Origin of the sequence: Pseudomonas sp. PvP027, from assembly GCF_017833005.1 — a bacterium.
GTDB classification, from domain to species: Bacteria; Pseudomonadota; Gammaproteobacteria; order Pseudomonadales; family Pseudomonadaceae; genus Aquipseudomonas; species Aquipseudomonas congelans.
The window spans coordinates 4,092,690-4,110,397 of record NZ_JAFIBK010000001.1 but is presented as its reverse complement, the minus strand read 5'-3'; the positions used below and the strand labels follow the sequence as shown (position 1 = coordinate 4,110,397).

Annotated in this window: 15 protein-coding genes; 9 read left to right on the top strand and 6 right to left on the bottom strand. The window is 60.5% G+C overall.

All coding sequences use genetic code 11. The annotated features are described in order from the left end of the window. Positions 1-5: 5 nt before the first annotated feature. From rsfS to JOE33_RS17710, 3 genes are read right to left on the bottom strand one after another with little or no spacing between them, the layout of a single operon-like run. A complete protein-coding gene (rsfS, locus tag JOE33_RS17720) occupies positions 6-392 on the bottom strand; it encodes a ribosome silencing factor (protein WP_002555337.1) in 387 nt (128 codons plus the stop codon). 60 nt (positions 393-452) lie between these two features. After that, positions 453-1,112, bottom strand: a complete 660-nt coding sequence (nadD, locus tag JOE33_RS17715) for a nicotinate-nucleotide adenylyltransferase (protein ID WP_162091518.1) — start codon at positions 1,110-1,112, stop codon at positions 453-455. A 22-nt stretch (positions 1,113-1,134) separates the two neighbouring features. Further along, positions 1,135-2,400: a glutamate-5-semialdehyde dehydrogenase gene (locus JOE33_RS17710; RefSeq protein ID WP_032615582.1), complete on the bottom strand. Its 1,266-nt coding sequence runs from the start codon at positions 2,398-2,400 to the stop codon at positions 1,135-1,137. A gap of 285 nt (positions 2,401-2,685) precedes the next feature. On the opposite strand from JOE33_RS17710, the gene JOE33_RS17705 reads away from it, so the two are divergent. The 3 genes from JOE33_RS17705 to JOE33_RS17695 all read left to right on the top strand — a co-directional run bounded on the left by JOE33_RS17705 (position 2,686) and on the right by JOE33_RS17695 (position 6,848). After that, positions 2,686-3,357 carry a DNA-3-methyladenine glycosylase gene (locus JOE33_RS17705; protein ID WP_054993267.1) on the top strand — a complete coding sequence of 224 codons (672 nt, stop codon included), beginning with the start codon at positions 2,686-2,688 and terminating at the stop codon, positions 3,355-3,357. Positions 3,358-3,360: 3 nt separating this feature from the next. Beyond that, positions 3,361-4,677, top strand: coding sequence for a bifunctional DedA family/phosphatase PAP2 family protein (locus JOE33_RS17700; RefSeq protein WP_032615586.1), 1,317 nt, complete (start codon positions 3,361-3,363; stop codon positions 4,675-4,677). A gap of 137 nt (positions 4,678-4,814) precedes the next feature. Further along, positions 4,815-6,848, top strand: coding sequence for a TadG family pilus assembly protein (locus JOE33_RS17695; protein ID WP_032615587.1), 2,034 nt, complete (start codon positions 4,815-4,817; stop codon positions 6,846-6,848). Here the strand turns inward: JOE33_RS17695 and JOE33_RS17690 are convergent. Continuing rightward, entirely contained in the window at positions 6,845-9,625 is a 2,781-nt protein-coding gene (locus JOE33_RS17690; protein ID WP_163023388.1) for a PAS domain-containing sensor histidine kinase, read from the bottom strand. The two genes, JOE33_RS17695 and JOE33_RS17690, sit on opposite strands and share 4 nt — an antisense overlap. Then, positions 9,615-10,070, bottom strand: a complete 456-nt coding sequence (locus JOE33_RS17685) for a TadE/TadG family type IV pilus assembly protein (RefSeq protein WP_025990794.1) — start codon at positions 10,068-10,070, stop codon at positions 9,615-9,617. The genes JOE33_RS17690 and JOE33_RS17685 overlap by 11 nt, the downstream gene beginning before the upstream one ends. A gap of 75 nt (positions 10,071-10,145) precedes the next feature. On the opposite strand from JOE33_RS17685, the gene JOE33_RS17680 reads away from it, so the two are divergent. After that, the gene (locus JOE33_RS17680; protein ID WP_010427270.1) at positions 10,146-10,616 is read left to right on the top strand and encodes an A24 family peptidase; all 471 of its coding nucleotides are present in this window, start codon (positions 10,146-10,148) and stop codon (positions 10,614-10,616) included. A 176-nt stretch (positions 10,617-10,792) separates the two neighbouring features. Further along, on the top strand, positions 10,793-11,575 hold the full coding sequence (locus JOE33_RS17675) for a response regulator transcription factor (protein ID WP_010427272.1): 783 nt from the start codon (positions 10,793-10,795) through the stop codon (positions 11,573-11,575). A 7-nt stretch (positions 11,576-11,582) separates the two neighbouring features. On the opposite strand, the gene JOE33_RS17670 is transcribed toward JOE33_RS17675, so the two are convergent. After that, entirely contained in the window at positions 11,583-13,238 is a 1,656-nt protein-coding gene (locus JOE33_RS17670; protein ID WP_122530055.1) for a PleD family two-component system response regulator, read from the bottom strand. A gap of 264 nt (positions 13,239-13,502) precedes the next feature. Between JOE33_RS17670 and JOE33_RS17665 the strand changes: the two genes are divergently transcribed. The 4 genes from JOE33_RS17665 to speA all read left to right on the top strand — a co-directional run bounded on the left by JOE33_RS17665 (position 13,503) and on the right by speA (position 17,689). Next, a complete protein-coding gene (locus JOE33_RS17665; protein WP_010427276.1) occupies positions 13,503-14,582 on the top strand; it encodes a DUF2333 family protein in 1,080 nt (359 codons plus the stop codon). Further along, entirely contained in the window at positions 14,582-15,127 is a 546-nt protein-coding gene (locus JOE33_RS17660; RefSeq protein WP_054993271.1) for an NUDIX hydrolase, read from the top strand. The genes JOE33_RS17665 and JOE33_RS17660 overlap by 1 nt, the downstream gene beginning before the upstream one ends. A 188-nt stretch (positions 15,128-15,315) precedes the next feature. Continuing rightward, positions 15,316-15,687 carry a translation initiation factor Sui1 gene (locus JOE33_RS17655; protein ID WP_003313912.1) on the top strand — a complete coding sequence of 124 codons (372 nt, stop codon included), beginning with the start codon at positions 15,316-15,318 and terminating at the stop codon, positions 15,685-15,687. Between the two features lie 88 nt (positions 15,688-15,775). Further along, a complete protein-coding gene (speA, locus tag JOE33_RS17650; protein ID WP_010427280.1) occupies positions 15,776-17,689 on the top strand; it encodes an arginine decarboxylase in 1,914 nt (637 codons plus the stop codon). Positions 17,690-17,708: the final 19 nt, after the last annotated feature.

Here is a 17,708-nt window from a genome sequence, read left to right as displayed (position 1 = left end):
AAACCTTATTCGTTGCCTGGTGTGTGGTGCGCAGCGCTGGCAGCACGGCTTTGTTCGGCACCCTGCCACAAGCGCTCAAGGTCATAGAACTGGCGTGCCGCAGCGGTCATCACATGGACGATCACATCACCCAGGTCCAGCAGGACCCAGTCGCTGTCGCCCTTGCCTTCTTCGCTCAGAGACTTCAGGCCGGCAGCCTTGACCTTGTCACGGACGTTATCGACCAGTGCGTTCAACTGACGGTTGGACGTACCGGTGCAGATCAGCATGTAGTCGGCGATGCTGGTCTTGTCGCGCACGTCGATGGTCAGGATGTCGGCACCCTTGACCTCTTCAAGGGCTGCAATCGCAACATTGATGACTTCTTCACTGCTCATTTTTTGCTTTGTCATATAAAACTCATTCAGCTCGTATGTGTGGGACCGTCCAGACGCTTGTCGATCAAAGCAGTTTCAGGACGACCCATCAGTGTTCGGCGCACGGTAAAGCCCGCGCGCATCGATATAGGCCAGTACCGCGTCTGGCACCAGAAAACGTACCGACTTACCGCTGGCCAGCAGTTGACGGATCTGGGTGGCAGACACCGCTAACGGCGTCTGCCAGACGAATGTAATCTGTCCACCCGGCCCTTTCAGGGCCTTGGGATCGCTGACTGCGCGGGCCGCCAGCAGATTGCGCATGGCATCCGGCGACTCGCTGTCCGCGTCCGGGCGCTGCAGCACCACGATATGGCAGTGCTCCAGCAGTTCTTCCCATCTGTGCCAGGTCGGCAGCCCGCAAAAGGCATCCCAACCCAGCAACAGGAACAACTGGTCCCGAGGCGCCAGTTCGGCGCGCATCGATTCCAGTGTGTCGAGGGTGTACGACGGTTTGTCACGTTTCAGTTCACGGTCATCCACCGTCAGGGGCGACACTCCCGCAACGGCGCTCTGAACCATCGCCAGACGGTCCTCGGCGGTGACGCTCGGCATGTCACGATGCGGAGGCCTGGCGCTGGGCGTCAGGCGCAACTCATCGAGTTCCAGCAGTTCGGCCACTTCGAGCGCACCGCGCAAATGACCGATATGAACCGGGTCGAACGTGCCCCCAAGCATGCCGATACGTCTGGGCAGCGCGGTCATGGGGCTATTCAAGTCAGGCTTGTCCGCGCAATTGGCCGTCACCGATCACGATGTACTTCTCGCAGGTCAGTCCTTCAAGGCCGACAGGACCGCGGGCGTGCAGCTTATCAGTAGAAATGCCGATCTCGGCACCCAGGCCGTACTCGAACCCGTCAGCGAAGCAGGTCGGCGCATTGACCATGACCGAACTGGAATCGACCTCGGCCATGAACCGGCGCACCTGACCTTGATGGTCCGAAACGATGGCGTCGCTGTGATGCGAGCCGTAATGGTTGATGTGCTCGATGGCTTCATCCAGCCCGGACACGACACGAATCGACAGAATCGCCGCCAGGTACTCGGTGTGCCAGTCTTCCTCGGTGGCAGGGATCACATCGATCAGGTCACGGGTGCGCTCGCAACCGCGCAACTCGACGCCCTTCTCGCGAAACTGCGCGGCCATCGACGGCAAGAAGTCGGCGGCAATGGTCTGATCGACCAGCAGGGTTTCCATCGCGCCGCAGATCCCGTAACGGTAGGTCTTGGCGTTGAAAGCGATCTTCTGCGCCTTGGCCAGATCGGCGTGGGCGCTGACATAGACATGGCAGATGCCGTCCAGATGCTTGATGACCGGCACTCGCGCGTCGCGACTGACGCGCTCGATCAAACCCTTGCCGCCACGCGGAACGATGACGTCCACATACTCGGGCATGGTGATCAGCGCGCCAACCGCTGCACGGTCGGTGGTTTCAACCACTTGTACAACAGCAGCGGGCAGCCCGGCCTCGGCAAGACCGCGCTCGATGCAGGCCGCAATGGCGCGATTGGAATGAATGGCTTCGGAACCACCGCGCAGGATGGTTGCGTTTCCGGACTTGAGACACAGACTGGCAGCATCGATGGTCACGTTCGGACGTGACTCGTAGATGATGCCGACAACACCCAGCGGCACGCGCATCTTGCCGACCTGAATACCCGAAGGCCGATAACTCATGTCGCGGATCGCACCGACCGGGTCTGCCAGCGCTGCAACCTGACGCAACCCGACGATCATGCCGTCGATACGTGCGGGGGTCAGGGCCAGACGCTCGAGCATGGCCGGCTCCAGGCCGTTCGCCTGACCATTGGCCAGGTCCAGCGCGTTGGCGGCAGACAGCTCGGCGCGGGCTTCGTCCAGAGCGGCGGCGGTGGCCTGCAGGGCGCGGTTCTTCTGCGCAGTGCTGGCACGACCGATCACTCGCGAAGCTTCGCGGGCGGCGCGACCCAGGCGGGTCATGTAGTCAAGAACGGACTCAGTCATTGGTCTCAGAGGTCTTGGCAAAGAGGAAAGCGGCTGATTATAGCTGTCGTGCCGCACGAACGACAGCGCAGACAGGCGGATGGTCGATATCAGTGCGCAGATTTTTCGTCACCGTGGCAGGCGTTGCCGACGGCCATGCGCAGGCAGGCATCACGCATGGGCTTAACGGCTTGTCATGATTCGGTCACGTTCAGAAACAACAAAGCGCCTAATACAGACACATTCAGCTGCAATTAAAGTTGCGCTTGTTATTATCGGGCTCTTTCTCAATGTACCCGTCTGAATATGCCCACAGCCCTCCCCGACCACTTCTTTCATCGCGATGCCCAGTTGCTGGCGCGCGATCTGCTGGGCAAGGTGATCCGCCACAAGGTAGGCGACCTGTGGCTGGCCGCCCGGATCATCGAAACCGAAGCGTACTACTGCGCCGAAAAAGGCAGCCATGCCTCGCTGGGTTACACCGAGAAACGCAAGGCGCTGTTTCTCGACGGTGGCCACATCTATATGTACTACGCGCGTGGCGGCGATTCGTTGAATTTCAGCGCTGAGGGGCCAGGTAACGCCGTGCTGATCAAATCGGCGTTTCCCTGGACCGACGCGATCAGCGACGAAAACGCGCTGGCGCAGATGCAACTGAACAACCCCGACGCCAGCGGCGCGATGCGCCCTGCGCAGCGACTCTGCGCTGGCCAGACGTTGCTGTGCAAGGCGCTCGGCCTGAAAGTCCCGGTGTGGGACGCCAAGCGCTTCGACCCGCAGAGACTGCTGGTCGAGGATGTCGGCCAGACACCCGAACGTATTATCCAGACCACCCGCCTGGGTATCCCTGCCGGGCGCGATGAACACCTGATGTACCGCTTCGTGGATGCCGGTTACGCCCGATTCTGCACACGGAACCCTCTCAGACGTGGTCAGGTCGAAGGCCGCGACTACTTATTTCTCGATCAAGGAAACTGACCGATGGGCGATCTGCTCAATGGAATGACCGGCTGGCTGACCGCAAACCCTTCTTGGGTGGCTGTCGCGATCTTTTTGGTGGCCTTCATTGAATGCGTTGCGATCGTCGGGATCGTCGTGCCAGGCACGGTCATCATGTTTGCCATCGCCGCCTTGGCCGGCAGCGGCATACTGCCGTTGAGCGAAGTGCTGTTGCTGGGTTTTCTCGGCGGGCTGCTGGGTGACGCGGTGTCGTATTTCATAGGCCGGCGCTTTCATCAGAATATCCGTCAGTTGCCCGGCTTGCGCACGCACCCGGAGTGGATGGAAGGTGCGGAAAAATACTTTCACCGTTACGGCATTGCCAGCTTGCTGGTGGGCCGCTTCATCGGTCCGTTGCGCCCGATGCTGCCGATGATCGCTGGTATGTGCGACATGCCGCTGCCGCGCTTCGTGGCCGTCAGCGTGCTGGCGGCGGCAGGCTGGTCGATTGCCTACCTGATGCCGGGCTGGGCGGCAGGCGCGGCCATTCGCCTGCCACTGCCGGAAGGGTTCTGGCCCGAGGCGGCCGTGGTCGGCGGCGGGCTGGCCGTCCTGTTCGGGCTGAGCATCCAGAGCAGTATTCGCCAGAAACGCTACGCAACCCGACTGATTTCCGCGCTCAGCCTGATGTTGGTCGCGGCGCTGTTCTTCGGCTTCCCGTTGCTGGCCGACTTCGACAACGGCCTGATGACGCTCATCCAGGAACACCGTAGTGAAGCCACGCAGCACATCGTGGTCTTCGTCACCAGCATTGGCGATTTCAGGGCGCAGTTGCTGGCCGCCAGCCTGCTGATCATCGTGTTGGCGGTTGCCAGGCAATGGCGCCACGCAGCCTTTGCCCTGACCGCCACACTGGGCACCGCGATCGCTAACGGCATCCTGAAAACGTTTTTCGCCCGCGCTCGACCGGAGGTGCTGTTGGAACCGCTGACGACGTACAGCATGCCCAGCGGCCACAGCTCGGCAGCCTTTGCGCTGTTCATGACCCTGGCCGTACTGGCCGGACGCGGTCAGCCCGTGCGGCTGCGCCTGACCTGGATGCTGGTCGCCGGTATTCCGGCCCTGGCAATCGCCCTGTCGAGGGTTTACCTGGGTGTCCATTGGCCCACCGACATTCTCGCCGGCATGCTCCTGGCGTTCTGTGTCTGCGCCGCCAGCCTGGCGTTCATTCAACGCAATGTCCCCTTGCCGGCCATGTCGGTGCGCGTCTGGTGGCTCGTCGTGCCAGCCATGACGGCCTTGCTGGGCATCTTTGCCGTTCGTGCCCTGTCGCACGGGGTGCTGCGTTACCAGTATTGATCGACAGAACCGATCGCGCCCGCACATCACGGGTGCGACACTTCTCAAATCTGGCACCTTGCCAGTGCTCTTTCAAGGCGTTGACTACACTCCCCAGGGACAAATGAGTGTACGACGGCGTGATCGAAGGAGTGTTGATGTCTCCACTGGATGGTTATACGGCGATGCCCTCCCGGCAACGCGGCGCGATCGGCCTGATGGCCGCGCTGACCATGGGCCTGGCGCTGCTGTGCACGCTGACCGTTATCGACAGCGGCAGGCTGTATCTGGAAAAACGCTCGTTGCAGCGGGTTGCGGACATTGCCGCTCTGGAAGCGGCGGGCCGTAGAGGCAAGTGCAGCGGCACGGCAGCCACGGCGCCCGATTTCGCCAATCAGAGCGCCACGCGCAACGGTTTCACCCCGAATACCGATGGGCGCACCCTGGTGACTCGCTGCGGAACACTCACCGTGGACGTCGCGGGGCCTCGCGTATTTGTCGCCGACTCGACGCAGGCGCTGGCTATTCAGGTGGTCGCGGCTCATCCGGTGCCGCGCAGCATTGCAGCCGGCATTGGCGCACTGTTCGAAAAGACGCCCTCCCCACCCAATGTGACGATCAGCGCCACCGCCGTGGCCGCCAGTGCCGCGCCGCTGGCGGCGCTGACCATCCGCAGTGCCGGAGTCACTGTGGACAGTACCGGCGCCGCGCTCCTCAACCCGGTGGTCGGCAGCCTGCTCGGCGGCACGCTGAACCTGAGTGTTGCCAACTGGCAAGGCATTGCAGACACCAACCTGAGCCTGCTGAGCTACCTGAACAGGCTGAAAACCGACCTCAGCATCACGGCGGTTGGCTACAACGATGTACTCAACACGTCGGTCTCGGTCAGTCAGCTGCTGCAGAGCGCAATCAATGTCATCAGCCCCAACGCAACGCTGGGCGGTACCGCCGCCATTCAGGGCCTGCAAGCCTTGAAGCTGGCCTCTGGAGCGACCACGGTGCTGCTGGGTGATCTGCTGTCAGTGCAGAGCGGCGCGGACCTCGCCGCGCTGAATACCAATCTGCGCCTGATGGATCTGGTGCAGGGCCTCGCGCAACTGGCCAACGAAAAGACCGGCATTCTGACCGCGACCCAGATCAATGTCGCCGGGCTGGCGCAGGTCACCACACGCATTCAGGTGATCGAGCCGCCTCAGCTGTCGGCGATCGGCGACCCGAGCAAGATCGACCCGCTCGACCCGCGAAACGGTGCCAACCGGATTTACGTGCGCACGGCACAAATGCGCGCGCTGGTGTCGATCAACCTGCCGGTGCTCGGTACGATAACCTCGCTGGCCAATACCGCAGGTTCAGTGATCGGCAGCCTCACGCCGATTCTCAACAGCGCATTGGGCCTGAACCTCGCCGGGCTGGGGACCTCGGCCACCTGTGCGCTGGGGCTCACCAGTTGCATGGTGACCGACTTCAAATTTCTGACCGACAGCTCGTCAAGCGCAGGTCCGAGGATCGACATGAGCCTGTCAATGGCCAGCGCCGACAGCTACGTCACCGGTTTTACCTGCACCAGCAACGCCAGCAAAACCCTCAACGTCAAGACCGACGCAGCGCTGCTCAGCGCCAAGATAGGCTCGATCGAGAGTCCATCTGCCTTCCCCGCCAGCACTGATCCGGCGGCCATCACCGCCCTGCCCCTGCCGATCATCGATATCGGCACCATGACCTGTCAGAAAATCGCCGGGCTGCTGGGTAACTGCACCGCCCGCAAGCCTTTCGGGGGTGGCGGTATCGGCCTTACCTTCGAAAACGTCAGCCAGTCGGCACTGGGCAGCTCGGCGGTAACCAGCACGACGTTCAGCTCGCCCAACCTGCCGGAAATCAACACCGCTCCGTTTTACCTGACACGCGTTGCACACACCAAACCGAGCACCTTGCTCAACGGCACGGCTTCAAGCGTAAAAGTGAATGTGTATAAACCGGCGACCAGTAATGTGCTGGGTAACGTCATCACCGGTGCGGCCGGCACGCTGAACAGCCTGACCCTGGCGCTGGATGCGATTGTCGACGACACCCTGACACGCTTGCTGACGTCGGTCGTCGACCCCTTGTTCGAATCGCTGGGCGTGAGCATGGGGGCCACCGACGTCGGCACCAACCTGAGCTGCAACCTGGGTCAGGCGACGCTGGTGATTTAGCTGCCGGTCTGATCGGCGTTGAAGATCGGCAGCTCGATCTGGAATCGAGCTCCCTCGCCGACGTTGGCGACACTGAGCTGGCCGCCCATCTGGTCGACGATGCCATAACTGACCGACAGGCCCAGCCCTGTGCCGACTCCCACCGGTTTGGTAGTGAAAAACGGCTCGAAAATGCGCTCCAGCAACCGCGGATCAATGCCCCCGCCATTGTCCTGAACCGCCAGGCGGATGATATTTTCATCGCGTTCGGCCTCCACACTGATCCACGGCTCGAAATCCCGGTCCTTTTCCCGGCGCGACAACAGTGCATCACGGGCGTTGACCATCAGGTTGATCAGCACCTGTTCAAGCTGATCGACATGGCCACGAACGCGCACAGCGTCGATCATCGCGCCGACCCGCAGCTGCACGCCCTTGCCCTTCATGCCTTCAGCCAGCATCGAGATCGTGCCTTCCACCGCCTGGGTAGGATCGAACAACTGCTCTTCTACCTCAGAGCGGCGACCGAATACCCGCATATGGTCGACTACCCGGGCAGCACGCTGCACCTGGGCGTCGATGCGATTGAGCTTTTCAGTGAGGTACTCGATGTCCACATCACCCCGGCCCAGACGCTTGAGAACGTTGACCACGGCCATGCGCATGACGTTGAGAGGCTGATTGATCTCGTGGGCCAGACCGGTGGACATCTCGCCAAGCGTTGCCATCTTCGCGCTCTGATTCAACTGCATGCGCGAGCGGCGCACATCGGTGTTGTCACGACCCACCGCCTGTACTTCGACCAACTTGCCGTGCTCGTCGAATACCCCTCGGTCGGCCCATATCCACCAGGCATACTCGCGCCCCGGCAGCTCGATACAGATTTCTTCGGTACTCACCGGTGCTTCCAGAGTCAGTTGGCCGATACGCTTGATGAACGCCTCGCGCTGCTCGTCCGACAGCCAGTCTCCCAGGTTGATCCCGGTCAGTTGCTCGGGCGTGCACTCCATATAGTTGGCCAGTGGACGGTTACCGAAACTCAACACCAGATCCGGCGTGTAACGGCAGATCATCGCCGGCGAATCTTCTACCAGAATGCGGTAACGCTCCTCGCTGCGTCGAATATGCTCGGCAGCCAGGGTGGCCTCGGTCACGTCCAGCCACAGCCCCACCGCCTCCACCGGCATGCCGAGGTCGTCACGCAGCAATCGCGCCTCATCCAGCAGCCAGTGATATTGGCCGTTCCTGTTGCGCAATCTGAAACGACGGCTGACGAAGCCTTCGCGCAGCAGTTGGCGGTTACGCTCGAACCAGATGTCGTGGTCTTCGGGATGGATGTATCCCGCCAGTTGCCCCTCCACACAATCGGCCAGCGTCCAGCCCAGCAAAGGCGTAAGGCTGTCACTGAAGAAGGTTGGCTCCAGATTGCCGTGATCGTAACGCTGCACGTAAATCACGGCTGGCGAACTGGCAATCAGGTTATCCAGCCGGGCATGGGCGGCGGCGGCCTCGGTTTCCTGATTCTTGATATCGCTGACGTCCAGCATGAACCCCAGCACACGCTGAACCTGACCACTGATCAATGCCTGACCCTGGATACGAAACCAGAGGGTTTCCTGGGCGGGATCGTTTTGCGCCAGGCGCACGCAGAGCAACAGCGGTGTGCCTTTGTCGCGCAACTGCGCGAGACGACTGGACAGTTCCTGTCGATCGGCGGGATGAATCAGCGCCAGCCAGTCCTGACGCGACAGGCTTTCGACCCGGTCGCCCAGGCGCAGACTGCGAGCCAGCTGCGGAGCCAGCAGAACCTCGTCACGATCAGGCACCAATTCCCACCACCCGGTGCCCAGCAGGTCCTGAAGCACCGCCAGGCGTTCGACATGGTGACGGTTGTGTTGCTCGGACAGGCGAAAAAGCACCGGTCCGGCCAGAGCGGAGCACAGGTTGAGCCACTCGCGCTCGCCAAGGTCCGGAGCCTGCTGCTGCGCATTATAAAACCCGAACATCAGCCAGGCCTTGGCAACGTTATCGCGACTGTGGGGAATCAGAAAACCGTCAGCGTTGCCGAAAACAGTTTGCAGCGCCCCCTCCTCGACACCGCCGCCAAACCTCAGTTGCTGCGTAGCGTCGACGTTGAATCGACCCAGTGCGCTGCCCAGTCGCTGCCCGACCTGCCACAACTCGGGCGCCGTATGGGCGCTGTACTGACAATAAACACGCCAGCCAACCCCACCGACTTCCGGCAATACCAGCGCTACACAGGGGATGCGCCATAGCTGCGCGAGTTCCTCCAGCTGCTCGCTCACCACGGCAGTCAGGCGGTCCACGCTGCACCCACGCACACGCTCGGCCATCTGCCCGGCAAACCGCAGACACTGCTGGCGGCTGCGCGCGGCACTGGCTTCCTCCATCAGGTCGCTGATATCCAGCAATTGCAGGAGCCAGCCCTTGCCATGTGCCTGCACCCAGCCTCGGGCGTGCAAGGTATGCGCGTCGGAGCCCTTGAAGTCGAGGTCGAGCATGTGCCCCAGCCAGTCACGCGGCACACCTTCGATGACCAGTGCGCTGTTGGGCAGCAACAGGCTCATCAACCGCTGGGCAGCCGGGAGTGGCGCTGCGATGTCCAGGCGGGCGAGCAAGTGCGGGCTGATGCTTTGGATGCCACCCTGGTCATCCAGCAGCAGATAGAGGTCCGCACCGATCGGACCGGGCTCGCTCGATACAGGCAAAGGCTGCGGCACTTGTGTTGCTTCACCACGGCCCAGCCAACGGCTCAAACGATTCTTTTCAAGGGACAAGTTGCAGACTCGCTTGTGCCGTCAGGTTGCTCGGCAAACGCGGGACCTCGCCAATGCCAGGCAGGGTCAACAAGGGCAGGACCTGAGCGAGTCGGGTCTTGGGGTACTGAATGGTCACTGTCAGAATGCCTGCGCTATAGGTCACGCTGGTATGGCTGACATTGAACCCCAGCGCAGGGGGTATCCACGACAGCTGGTTCATGACCACACTCCGGGCCTGACTCTTCAACAGATCGTTATAACCAGTAACGGTCGGACTGAGGGCCACACTTCTGCGCACCGCTTCACTGGCAGCGGCATTGAATGACTGGACCATGAGCAAAGGCAGGCTATAACTCACCATGCCGTAGAACACCGCAAAGAAAATAACGAACACCGCTGAGAATTCAATAGCGGCAGCCCCCTGTTGACGGCGGGGCAAGGTAAGTTTCGGAACGGTTCTCATATCAACGTCTACCCTGACATTTATTACATCAACACAGCATAGATTCTTTCCCGATAACAGGATGTCTTCGGCGCGATGAAATTATTTTTCCTACTGATCTGGTTTGCAATTTGCGCCGAACAGGATGCGCGTTGCAAGCAGATTTCCAACGAACTGACACTCGGCGCAGCGGCCCTGGCCATGACCTACCTGGCGTTCACCGGTATGACCTGGCTCGGCTCACCTGCGCTGGAGGCCTTGTTGGCCGCAACCTTGGCCCTGGCGCTGACATTGCCCGGTTATGCACTCGGCAAGCTGGGTGCCGGAGACGTCAAACTGATGACGGCGTTGGCGCTGGCCTCGAACAGTGCGTATCTGTTGTGTACGTTTATTGGCGCCGGCGTTGCCATGGCGGTCTGGCTTATCGTCGGAAAGAGTGCCTGGCCTCAGGCACGGCAATGGGCCGCGCAACGCTACCGGTATATGAATCCCGCAGCGCCAGACAAACATCCCTTCTCACCTTTTCTATTCGCAGGTTTACTCCTGAGCACGGCACTGCTCCACTAGTCGAATAACGGCGCGGGAAAATTCTAATGCTATGTACATAGTCAGAAAGTACGACTACGGTTAAGTCATGGCGATGAAGTACTGTCACCGATACCACACTGATCGAATACGCCAAGTCATGTTTTGCTGAATGGATCGGGGCGCCGTCGACGGCCCCTAACAGCATGGAGTTGCCTGTGGATAACTACCCGTTCACCAAAGTTCTGGTGGTCGATGACCAACCCCCTATTGTTGAAGAACTCTGCGAATTTCTGGAGAGCAGCGGCTATGAGTGTGTGCGTTGCTATTCGAGCCTTGAGGCCATTGAGCGTTTCAGCGCCGACAGCACCATCGGTATCGTGCTTTGCGATCTGGAAATGCCCGGCATGAACGGGATCGAGATGGTCGAAGCGATGAAGATGACTGGCGGCAAGACGCACCTGTTCGAGGCCATCATGCTGACCGGCCAGGCCGAGAAAAAAGACGTCATCAAGGCCCTTCGGGCCGGCATCGCCGATTACTACCAGAAGCCGGTTGATCTTGCAGAATTGCTCGAAGGTGTGCAGTTGCAAGTCCAGGCGCTGAACGAGCGGCAGAAAAACCGCCAGCAACTGGGCCTGCTCAACGAGAAGCTCCAGTTCCTGGCCGCCTCCATCGACGACCTTTATCAGAATCTGGACAGCGTACAGAACAGGCCTCAACCCGAGCGGAGAACGCGTGACAGTGCGGAACGCGAGGGGCAGATGCCGGTGGCACTGGCCAAGTTATCACCTCGCCAGCTGGACGTGGCGCGCCTGGTCAGCACCGGGCTGACCAATTACCAGATCGCCTGCGAACTGGGCATTACTGAAAACACTGTGAAGCTCTATGTGTCGCAAGTGCTGCGCCTGACTCACATGCATAACCGCACACAACTGGCACTGGCTTTTTCACCGGGCAAATCGGCGGAGCTGCAAAGACTGATCGAAAGTCAGGGCTGAACAGGAATCAGGCTTCGATCTCGTTCAACACAACGTGATAAGGCACATCGTCCAGCACCGAATGCACTCGATTGCGGCCCGCGTGTTTGGCGCGGTACAACGCTGTATCCGCTTGGGAGGCGAGGCTCAGGCTGTCGTCATTGGCGCCGAGAGAAACCACCCCGGCACTGAAGGTGCAGAACAGATCGGCGGGCTGCGCCGGGTAATGGATCTCAGCAAAACGATGGCGGATGTCATCCAGCACCTTGTGGGCGCTCTGGATGTCGGTGTCCGGCATGACGATGGCAAATTCCTCACCGCCGTAACGACCGATGAAATCGGTCTTGCGCAGGCGCTGCTTGAGAAACAGCGCCAGGCTCTTGATGACACGGTCCCCCATCGGGTGACCGTGGCTGTCGTTGACCCTCTTGAAGTGGTCGATATCGAGCATGGCAAAGCAAAGCGGCTTACCTTCACGTCGCGAACGAAAGCTGCAATCTTCCAGCAATTGCAAGATATGCGTGTGATTGTAAAGCCCGGTCAGGCTGTCGCGGACCATGCGGGCCTTGAGGTTACGAGCCCTGGCAGCACGGTTGCGCACGGTGGTGATCAAATGACGGGGTTTGATCGGCTTGGTCAGGAAGTCGTCGCCGCCCTCGCTCATGGCATCGAGCTGCTTGTCCTGATCGTCTTCGGCCGACAGATAAATGATCGGCACGCTGACATAACGGTCGTTATGGCGGATGACCTTGGCCAGCTCCGTGCCGGTACAACCCGGCATGTACATGTCGAGAATGATCAGGTCGGGCTGAAACTCGGCCAGTTCGGACATCGCCTGAATCGGGTCGAGCAACACCCGCGTAACGATTCCGGCAGCGTTCAGAACACGCTCTGTGTGCAGCGCCTGCGCGCGGGAGTCGTCGATGATCAGCACTTTATAGGGCTCGTATTGAGCCACGCAGGTCAGGACTTCGATTTTTTCCAGCAGACTCGACGCTTCCAGAGCGCCGGTCAGAAACTCTTCGCCACCGGCCCTGACTGCGGCCAGACGCGTGGGCGTATCGGTTTCATTGAGGCTGAAAAACAACAGCGGCAGCTTCTGCTCCAGCCCTTCCTGAGCCTGGGAGGCCAGTTCAAGCCCCTTGCCGGACCCGCTGAAATCGACATCCATGACAATCGCTGCCGGGTGCCGCTGTGCCATCGCCCGCTGAAACTCGGCGACATTGTGCAGCGACAGCGCCGCCAGCCCGAAAAATTCCAGTTGCTTGGCCAGACGCTCGGCACGCTCGTGGTCCTGAAGCGCCACATAGACGGGCTTGCGCAACGGTGGCAGCGCGGTTTGCTCAAAACGATCGCCGTGCCGCAGCCCGGTTCGGGAAAGGCGCTGCATCAGGCGATTGAGATCAGTGATGACACGGCTGTTGAGGCGACCGCGATTGGCTTCAACCGCGTCGAGCGCCTCGCTGATCTCCTGAGCAAGAGCGCTGTGTTCAGCCTGCTCGAAGCGCTCGGCAAAGCGCGAAAGACGCTGCGTGGACTCCTTGAGCTCGGCCATATCGACGACCGACCATTCGGCCTTCTGCAGACGCTGCCACGTCTCCAGAATCTGGCGTGCCTGGTGAATGACCCGTTGGGCAAAGTGATGCTTCAGGCGATCTCGGCTAGGGTCTTCGGGCTCGGTCATATTCAGACTACTGTGGTTTTGCTGAGCGATACGGCTGATGGCGCTATGCTAGCACCTCCGTTACAACAGAACAGTGTCGTAAGTCACTTATTTGACAACAATTTGATGGCGCATAGCCAGTATGCAAAATCAATCGACGCATAGACTGCGCCTATGATCGTTACAGTTCAAATCTCAAGATAATGTCTGTCAGCCGCACCTTGAGGTAAGGTTGCGGTCGAACGCCTCGTGAAGCATTCAACTCAAGATCGAAAGGACCCTACCATGCTGGATTGGAAGAACCGCGCAGGCAGCGCGGGTGCGCGCACCGCAGACACTTCATCGACCAAACGCCGCGGTTACCTGGGTAACCTGTTCTATAGTCGCGCGCTGGGCGCCCTGATCTTGATCTACCTGCTGGTGGCCTTGTTGGTCGGCTGGTACTGGAGCAAGGAGCCTGCCCTGTTCCCGGTACAACAGAATGCGCAAGCCGCCGCCGAGCGCGAAGGCAAGCAGATGGTCATCGGCTACACGACGGTTGAAACCCTCAAGACCGTGGCGGGCACGTTGCTTAACAAGCCCGGTGGATACCTGTCCAACGACCGCATGCCGCCGGGCCTGTGGCTGGACAACATCCCGAGCTGGGAATACGGCGTGCTGGTTCAAGTGCGTGACCTGAGTCGTGCACTGCGCAAGGACTTCGCCCGTTCCCAGTCGCAATCGGCTGAAGATGGCGATCTGGCACGTGCCGAGCCATTGTTCAACTTCAACAATCGCAGCTGGATCCTGCCTTCCAGCGAGTCGCAGTACGCCGAGGGGATCAACTCCTTGAGCCGCTACCAGGCACGCCTGTCCGATCCAAACCAGAAGAGCGCACTGTTTTATGCCCGCGCCGACAACCTGAACAACTGGCTGGGCGATGTCGGCACCCGCCTGGGTTCGCTGTCGCAACGCCTGTCAGCCAGCGTTGGCCGGGTCAAGCTCAACAGCACACTGAAAACCGAAGCCGCTGTCTCGGTCAAGCCCGGTGAAGTGCCGCAGGTAGATGAGGAAATCGTCGAAACGCCATGGCTGGAAATCGACAATGTATTCTACGAAGCGCGCGGTCAGGCCTGGGCGCTGTCGCACCTGCTGCGCGCCATCGAGGTCGATTTTGCCGATGTACTGGCGAAAAAGAACGCTACGGTCAGCGTGCGCCAGATCATTCGTGAGCTGGAAGCCTCGCAAGAGCCAATGTGGAGCCCGATGATTCTCAACGGCAGCCCGTTCGGCGTGTTCGCCAACCACTCGCTGGTCATGGCCAACTACATCTCGCGTGCCAACGCCGCAGTCATTGACCTGCGCCAGTTGCTGAATCAGGGCTGATGTCCATCCCTGCCAACGAGGCCGCGCACCGCGCCGCCTCGGATGCCGAGCAGATCGCCTGGGTCGACGAACAGGATCGCCTGCTCGGCTCACTGGTCCGCGCCGACTTGCGTGAACGCGGGCTGATCGGACGCGGCACTTATATTCTGCTGTTCAACAGCCAGGGTGAGCTGTGCGTGCACCGACGCACATTAAGCAAGGCGATCTATCCCGGCTACTGGGATGTAGCCGCAGGCGGAATGGTCCAGGCGGATGAAAGCTATGCAGCGTCTGCCGCGCGCGAGCTGGAAGAAGAGCTTGGGGTCAGTGGCGTACCGCTGCAGGCCCACGAGCAGTTTTTCTTCGATCAGCCGGGCAACCGGCTCTGGTGCGCAGTGTTTTCAGCCGTATGGGACGGACCTTTGAAACTGCAACCTGAAGAGGTACTGGAGGCACGCTTCATGCCCATTGCCGAAGTTCTGCAACAGGCTGAGCATAATCCCTGGTGCCCAGACTCCCTGGCGGCGCTGAAACGCTACCTCAAACAGATAGAGAACGACCAGTAAGCGAGTGTTCAGAAATTGGCGCATCCAGCCCCTTAGCAATCGGCCGGTTTGCCGTTACACTGCGCGACCTTTTCAAACTGGACCGGCCCTGCCGTTTCAGTAGCGCTGCCCCTGCCAGAGTGGGGCTTCGCGGTCGATGGCTCGTAGGAGCACGACCCATCTTCAGTCCTCAACAAGAGGATGTTTGCGTGGCTAAAAAAGCCGCTTCTCTCGCCGCCCTGGGTGGCCTGGTATTTTCAACCGACGCCGGGCGCCACTGCCCCGATTGTCGTCAACCCGTTGCCGAGTGCACCTGCAAACAGACGGCCATCCCCGAGGGGGACGGCATTGCTCGCGTACGTCGTGAAAGCAAGGGCCGTGGCGGCAAGACAGTCACTACCATCAGCGGCGTCCCGTTGGCCGAAGAGCCGCTCAAAGAGCTGGCCAAGGCCCTCAAGCAACGCTGCGGCACAGGGGGATCGCTCAAGGAGGGCGTGATCGAGATTCAGGGCGATCACGTAGAACTGCTATTGGCAGAGCTGATCAAAAAAGGCTTCAAGGCTAAAAAGTCCGGCGGCTGAACCCGCGAATCAAATCGTCATTTCCACTCATTACAATGCGCCCAGCCGGCTACTGGCTGGCGCTACGACTTCTTTATAGGGGACTTCGATGTCCGTACGACGCACACGCAAAGACGATGGCAGCCAATGGACCGTTGCGGACAGCCGCAGCGTTTATGGCATTCGCCATTGGGGCGCGGGTTATTTTGCAATCAACGAAGCGGGACGCGTTGAAGTCCGTCCCAACGGGCCCGACAGCTCGCCCATCGACCTTTACGAGCAGGTCGACAACCTGCGCAAGAGCGGCCTGTCGCTGCCGTTGCTGGTGCGCTTCCCCGATATCCTGCAAGACCGCGTGCGCCAGCTGACCGGCGCATTCGACAGCAACATCGCCCGCTTGGAATACCAGAGCAAGTACACCGCGCTGTACCCGATCAAGGTCAACCAGCAGGAAGCGGTGGTGGAAAACATCATCGCCACGCAGAACGTCTCCATCGGCCTGGAAGCGGGCTCCAAGCCTGAGCTGATGGCCGTACTGGCATTGGCGCCCAAAGGCGGCACCATCGTCTGCAACGGTTACAAGGACCGTGAGTTCATCCGTCTGGCGCTGATGGGCCAGAAGCTGGGTCACAACGTGTTCATCGTCATCGAGAAAGAGTCCGAAGTCGAACTGGTGATCGAAGAAGCCGCGGAGCTGAAGGTCGCCCCCCAGGTAGGCTTGCGCGTTCGCCTGTCCTCCCTGGCATCGAGCAAATGGGCGGATACCGGCGGCGAGAAATCCAAGTTCGGCCTGTCGGCTGCGCAATTGCTGTCGGTGGTCGAGCGTTTCCGCAAGGCCGGCCTGGATCAGGGTATCCGCCTGCTGCACTTCCACATGGGCTCGCAGATCGCCAACCTGGCCGACTATCAGCACGGCTTCAAGGAAGCGATCCGTTACTACGGCGAACTGCGCAAGCTTGGCCTGCCCGTGGATTACATCGATGTCGGTGGTGGTCTGGGGGTCGATTACGACGGTACGCACTCGCGCAACGCCAGCTCGATCAACTATGACATGGACGACTACGCAGGCGTCGTGGTCGGCATGCTCAAGGAATTCTGCGATGCGCAAAGCCTGCCGCACCCGCATATCTTCTCGGAAAGCGGCCGCTCGCTGACGGCCCACCACGCCATGCTGGTGGTTCAGGTGACCGACGTCGAAAAGCACAACGACGAAGTCCCGGAAATCGCCGACAAGGCCAGCCTGCCGGAAACCGTGCAATGGCTGGTCGACCTGCTGGGTCCGACCGACATCGAGATGGTCACCGAAACCTACTGGCGCGCCACGCACTACATGAGCGACATCGCGGCCCAGTACGCCGATGGCAAGATCAGCCTGGCGGAAAAGGCACTGGGCGAGCAATGCTACTTCGCCGTCTGCCGCCGCCTGTATAACTCGCTGAAAGCCCGTCAACGCTCCCATCGTCAGGTGCTGGACGAGCTCAACGACAAGCTGGCCGACAAGTACATCTGCAACTTCTCGGTGTTCCAGAGCCTGCCGGACACCTGGGCCATCGGCCAGGTGCTGCCGATTCTGCCCCTGCACCGCCTGAACGAAGAACCGGTGCGCCGCGCCGTGCTTCAGGACCTGACCTGCGATTCGGACGGCAAGATCAAGCAGTACGTCGATGAGCAGAGCATCGAGACCAGCATGCCGGTGCATTCGCTGAACGAAGGCGAAGACTATCTGCTGGGGATCTTCCTGGTGGGTGCCTACCAGGAAATTCTCGGCGACATGCATAACCTGTTCGGTGATACCGACTCGGTGAACATCTACCAGAACCCGGACGGCAGCGTTTACCACGCAGGCATCGAAACCCACGACACCATCGAAGACATGCTGCGCTACGTGCACCTGTCGCCGGAAGAACTGATGACCCATTACCGGGACAAGGTCGCCAGCGCCAAGATCACCCCACGTGAGCGCACCTATTTCCTTGATGCCTTGCGCCTGGGGCTGACCCGCTCGTCGTACCTGTCGTCCTGATCCTTGCGCGGAGCCAAAT

Excerpts from the sequence above, each read along its gene's own strand:
- rsfS (WP_002555337.1), bottom strand. The coding sequence starts at position 392 with ATGACAAAGCAAAAAATGAGCAGTGAAGAAGTCATCAATGTTGCGATT.
- JOE33_RS17710 (WP_032615582.1), bottom strand. The coding sequence starts at position 2,400 with ATGACTGAGTCCGTTCTTGACTACATGACCCGCCTGGGTCGCGCCGCC.
- JOE33_RS17705 (WP_054993267.1), top strand. The coding sequence starts at position 2,686 with ATGCCCACAGCCCTCCCCGACCACTTCTTTCATCGCGATGCCCAGTTG.
- JOE33_RS17700 (WP_032615586.1), top strand. The coding sequence starts at position 3,361 with ATGGGCGATCTGCTCAATGGAATGACCGGCTGGCTGACCGCAAACCCT.
- JOE33_RS17695 (WP_032615587.1), top strand. The coding sequence starts at position 4,815 with ATGTCTCCACTGGATGGTTATACGGCGATGCCCTCCCGGCAACGCGGC.
- JOE33_RS17685 (WP_025990794.1), bottom strand. The coding sequence starts at position 10,070 with ATGAGAACCGTTCCGAAACTTACCTTGCCCCGCCGTCAACAGGGGGCT.
- JOE33_RS17680 (WP_010427270.1), top strand. The coding sequence starts at position 10,146 with ATGAAATTATTTTTCCTACTGATCTGGTTTGCAATTTGCGCCGAACAG.
- JOE33_RS17670 (WP_122530055.1), bottom strand. The coding sequence starts at position 13,238 with ATGACCGAGCCCGAAGACCCTAGCCGAGATCGCCTGAAGCATCACTTT.
- JOE33_RS17665 (WP_010427276.1), top strand. The coding sequence starts at position 13,503 with ATGCTGGATTGGAAGAACCGCGCAGGCAGCGCGGGTGCGCGCACCGCA.
- JOE33_RS17660 (WP_054993271.1), top strand. The coding sequence starts at position 14,582 with ATGTCCATCCCTGCCAACGAGGCCGCGCACCGCGCCGCCTCGGATGCC.
- speA (WP_010427280.1), top strand. The coding sequence starts at position 15,776 with ATGTCCGTACGACGCACACGCAAAGACGATGGCAGCCAATGGACCGTT.